Origin of the sequence: Candidatus Nitrosopumilus sp., assembly GCF_029882185.1 — an archaeon.
Taxonomy (GTDB): Archaea; Thermoproteota; Nitrososphaeria; order Nitrososphaerales; family Nitrosopumilaceae; genus Nitrosopumilus.
Genome location: NZ_JAOULD010000077.1, coordinates 1 through 4,127, shown reverse-complemented (window position 1 = coordinate 4,127; position 4,127 = coordinate 1). Strand labels below are relative to the sequence as shown.

General features: G+C 32.3%; 6 protein-coding genes. 3 read left to right on the top strand and 3 right to left on the bottom strand.

Features of this window, described 5'->3' with window-relative positions; all coding sequences use genetic code 11:
• The first annotated feature begins 166 nt into the window (after positions 1-166).
• Together OEW78_RS10100 and OEW78_RS10095 are read left to right on the top strand one after the other, a co-directional pair.
• Complete coding sequence (locus tag OEW78_RS10100; protein ID WP_300327169.1) at positions 167-496, top strand: pyrimidine dimer DNA glycosylase/endonuclease V; 330 nt, start codon at positions 167-169, stop codon at positions 494-496.
• Between the two features lie 71 nt (positions 497-567).
• Positions 568-882 carry a hypothetical protein gene (locus OEW78_RS10095; protein WP_300327168.1) on the top strand — a complete coding sequence of 105 codons (315 nt, stop codon included), beginning with the start codon at positions 568-570 and terminating at the stop codon, positions 880-882.
• A gap of 8 nt (positions 883-890) precedes the next feature.
• On the opposite strand, the gene cysS is transcribed toward OEW78_RS10095, so the two are convergent.
• The 3 genes from cysS to OEW78_RS10080 all read right to left on the bottom strand — a co-directional run bounded on the left by cysS (position 891) and on the right by OEW78_RS10080 (position 3,624).
• On the bottom strand, positions 891-2,279 hold the full coding sequence (gene cysS / locus OEW78_RS10090; RefSeq protein WP_300327167.1) for a cysteine--tRNA ligase: 1,389 nt from the start codon (positions 2,277-2,279) through the stop codon (positions 891-893).
• A 1-nt stretch (position 2,280) separates the two neighbouring features.
• Entirely contained in the window at positions 2,281-3,072 is a 792-nt protein-coding gene (locus OEW78_RS10085; RefSeq protein ID WP_300327166.1) for an NAD+ synthase, read from the bottom strand.
• Positions 3,073-3,321: 249 nt separating this feature from the next.
• Positions 3,322-3,624: a Rieske 2Fe-2S domain-containing protein gene (locus OEW78_RS10080; RefSeq protein WP_300327165.1), complete on the bottom strand. Its 303-nt coding sequence runs from the start codon at positions 3,622-3,624 to the stop codon at positions 3,322-3,324.
• Positions 3,625-3,699: 75 nt separating this feature from the next.
• On the opposite strand from OEW78_RS10080, the gene OEW78_RS10075 reads away from it, so the two are divergent.
• Positions 3,700-4,127, top strand: a 428-nt coding sequence (locus OEW78_RS10075; protein ID WP_300327164.1) for an adenosylhomocysteinase, incomplete at its 3' end; no start/stop codon positions are given.

Sequence of the window (4,127 nt, the reverse complement as noted above, 5' to 3'; positions counted from 1 at the left end):
TATGATTATTCTCAAAGAATGAGGAATGTTTGATGATTAACGATAACGTGTACTTTACATTTGATTCAAATGATTTTGACATTATGGAAATCATAAGAAATTTGGAAAATTTATCTGTCCAAAAAAACCAATACTATAATTACAAAAAATTTTGGAATTTACAAAAATGAGAATTTGGGATGTCTCGCCAAGAAAATTATGTCGAAATCATCTGTTAGGTGAGCATAGAGAACTTCATGCTATGTGGGCAGTAATTACTGAAAATAAGAAAGGCTATTCTTTACATCCTGAGACTATTCGTTGGAAAGGGAAACTAAGAGCTCTATATTCTAGGCACGAAAAATTGGTTTTTGAGATGATTCGTAGGGGTTATTCTCATCATAGTCCATTAGACAAGAGAAAAGCAACTGGACTTTCAATTCAGAATGTTTTCGTTGATTCACCCTCTAGACAAATTCAAATTTTAAAACAGAAAGGCTGCGATTGTAAAATTTGAATTAATTGGCACTAGACCAAAAAATCCCTTATTGGTTATATCCTGCAAATTATAAATCTCAGTGAGGAGAAATGCAACAAACTGTACAGACAAAAATACCTCAGCTAAAATTAATGTTAATTTTAGCTGCAGCAACTTCCGTAATACTCGTTTTTACATTAACTCCTTGGAATATAGTTCCAACACTAGTTACTGAAGACGTATCGGTCATTGCTGTTACTAATTATGGCTGTGTTGGTGAATCTGTTTTAGGTTATTCTGTTGTTGTGACAGATTGTGATGTAGGTGTTGGAGATGTAATTTCTGCAACATTTTATGTTCCTGCTAGAGATCAAAATGGATACTATGACAGAATTGAGAGTAAACTAGCAATGGTTAACCCTTGATTTTTTCTTTATTTTTCAGCTTTGATTTTTTCTTTTTTCATCCAGATTGTCTTTCCTTTATGATCAATTAATTCTACATTCATCTCATTGAGTTTGTCCCGAATTTGGTCTGCTTCTCGAAATTGTTTTTCCTGTCTGAATTTTTCTCTGTTTTGAATCATGGTGTTAATCTCTTGTTTCACACTGTCTGTCATCTCTGGAATGTCTAGTCCTAAAATTTTCAACATTCTTTGAAATTCTGCCTTGATTATTTTTGCATCTTCTTTTCCTAACTTTTCTTCAGCAGCTAGTCTGTTTGCTTCTTTGATTAGTTGGAAAAACGCTGATAATGCTAGGTGTGTATTAAAGTCCTCTTCCAATGCTTTATCAAATTCTGAGCCTAATTTTTGAGTCATTTCAGTTATATTCTCATTATTTTCATTATTTGTATGAATTAACTCATAATAGCAAGTTTCTGCTTGTCTCCATTTTGTTAGATTCTCTTTTAGTAATTCTTCAGAATAGTCTATTGGCTTTGAATAGTGACCCGATAAGCAGAATAATCTGATAATGTTTGGCCCCCAATTTTCTATTACGTGTTTGATTGATTTAATGTTTCCAATGGATTTTGACATTTTTTCTCCATCAATTGTTACCATTCCTACATGCATCCATATTTTTACAAATTGATTACCTGTAAATGACTCAGACTGTGCAATCTCGTTTTCATGATGGGGAAATATCAAATCTCTTCCTCCTCCATGAATATCGAAATTCTCTCCAAGATACTTTATGCTCATTGCTGAGCATTCAATGTGCCATCCAGGTCGTCCTTTTCCCCAAGGGCTGTCCCATACAGGTTCTTTGTTTGATAATTTCCACACTGCAAAGTCTAAAGGATCTTTTTTTTCCTCATCTACCTCGATTCTAGATCCCGATTGGAGCTCATCAATTTTCTTTTTAGACAATTTTCCATATTCTGGAAATTTTGATACTGAAAAATACACTCCATTTTTTGTTGGATATGAAACTCCCTTCACAATTAATTTTTCTATGAATTTTATAATTTCAGAAATGTGCTCCGTTGCTTTAGGATAGTTTGTTGCACGTTTTACATTTAATCCATCAAAGTCATCATAGTAATTTTCGATATATTTTGTGCTAATTTCATCTGCAGTTTTATTTTCTGCATTCGCACGATTGATGATTTTGTCATCTATGTCTGTAAAGTTTTGAATAAATTCAATTTCTATTCCCTTACTTTCAAGATATTTTCTAAGCACATCAAAAACAATGATTGTTCTTGCATGCCCTATGTGAGATTCATCATAAACTGTCACTCCACAAAGATAAATTTTGACTTTTTTTGAAACGTCTACTTCTTGCATTGCTTTTGATAGTGTGTCTTGGATTTTCATTCTAATCTCCATATGGTTTTTGTGATGGCAATCTTTTATGTTCACTGTTTATATGCAATTGATTTATCTTCTCAATTATTTTTTTATCAATCTGAATGGTTTTTTCAGTGTCATCAATTGACATCTTTTTTTCAAACAGGCAATACAAAATAGAATCTATTTCTTCATATGATACATCTAACTCTTCCTCTGCTTCATGATCTTTCCACAAATGAGGGCTACTTTTCTTTACAATCACCTTTTCTGGAACTCCCAAATATTTTGCAATTTCTCTTACTTGTAGTTTGTATAATGAAATAATGGGTGTGATGTCTGATGCCCCATCTCCAAACTTTGTAAAATATCCTATCATGTATTCGCTTTTATCACTAGACCCTAATACGAGGTAATTCTTAGAATTTGCATAATAGTACAAAATATTTGTTCTAATTCTGGCCCTTAAATTCCCCTTTGCTTTCTCATTTGGTTCAAGATACATCGAATATTCATTTACAATGGGCTTGAGGTCAATTAGCTTGTATTCTATCCCGGTAAGTGAAATCATTTTGAGTGCATCTTCTGTTTCTGATTTTGGAGTAATTGATGTATCTGGCATTATCAATGCAAGCGTTTTGTCTTGTAATTTTCTTTTACAAATGTAAGCTAAAACTGCTGAATCTATCCCTCCACTTAATCCTAAGATAACTCCTTTTGCATGAGTCTTATCAATTTGTTCTAAAAGAAATTTTCCGATAACCTCAGTAATTTCAAAATAATTTTGATTTTTAATCTCATCTATGATTTTTTCATTCAACAATATTTTTTGAAATGATGTAAGAATAAAACTTATGCCTAATATCCAATCATATTTTGCTCATTTTGAACACACAATATTCAATATACTTTGTTGGCATAATACAATTACAGGATAATAATCTGTGTCCAACATAACCCATACTAGCACTAGAGATGTAATTTCCTCTGTTTTATGATTTTTTGACATTACACAAGTCGCGACCGAAATTGAACTGTCTTTTTTTTAATTTACATGTGAATTTTATGATTAAATGTCGATATAGATTCCGTCATCTCTGGCTTCCACTGGATATGTTTCTAGTTTAACATCTTTAAGATAGTCTGTTAGTTCTCCTGTTTTGATATTATAATGCCAAAAATGAAGTGGGCATTCTACAATATCTCCGTCGAGTTTTCCTGGTGCAATAGATCCATCTTGATGAACACATAGATTATCTATTGCATGATATCCATCTTGATTAAAAATTGCAATTTGTTTTCCATCGACTTTGAATGCTTTTCCTTTTCCTGCTTCTACTGCGCCTTTATCTGCAATTTTCTTCCAAGTCAATATTTTTGTGTGATTCTTGTCATTTATTTACATTCGCATGATAGAATTTTATAGTAATAAAGAAAATTTAATTTATTGAGCAAAGTAAAATCTAGTTCAAAATTAATCAAAGAAGGAAAATTATCTTATGAATGGGCCAGATCACATATGCAAATTCTTGATAATACCATTAATCGTTACAAGAAAACAAAACCTCTGAAAGGAATTACTTTGGGATTTTGCCTCCACATTACTAAAGAGACATCTGTTTTACTAATAGGTGCAAAAGAATTAGGAGCAACTGTTGCATGTTGTGGTGGGAATCCTTTAACCACACAGGATGACATTGCGGCATTTTTGGCTTCTCAAGGCATTCATGTTTATTCTTGGCATGGGCAATCAGTGAAAGAATATGATTGGTGTATTGATCAGGTATTGAAACACAGTCCAACAATTCTCACTGATGATGGCGCTGATATGAACATCAAAGCTCATTTTGATAAACGATTTAAAAATCTGAAAAT

Bases quoted from the DNA above. Each gene is read 5' to 3' on its own strand.
- OEW78_RS10100 (WP_300327169.1), top strand. From the start codon at position 167: ATGAGAATTTGGGATGTCTCGCCAAGAAAATTATGTCGAAATCATCTG.
- OEW78_RS10095 (WP_300327168.1), top strand. From the start codon at position 568: ATGCAACAAACTGTACAGACAAAAATACCTCAGCTAAAATTAATGTTA.
- cysS (WP_300327167.1), bottom strand. From the start codon at position 2,279: ATGAAAATCCAAGACACACTATCAAAAGCAATGCAAGAAGTAGACGTT.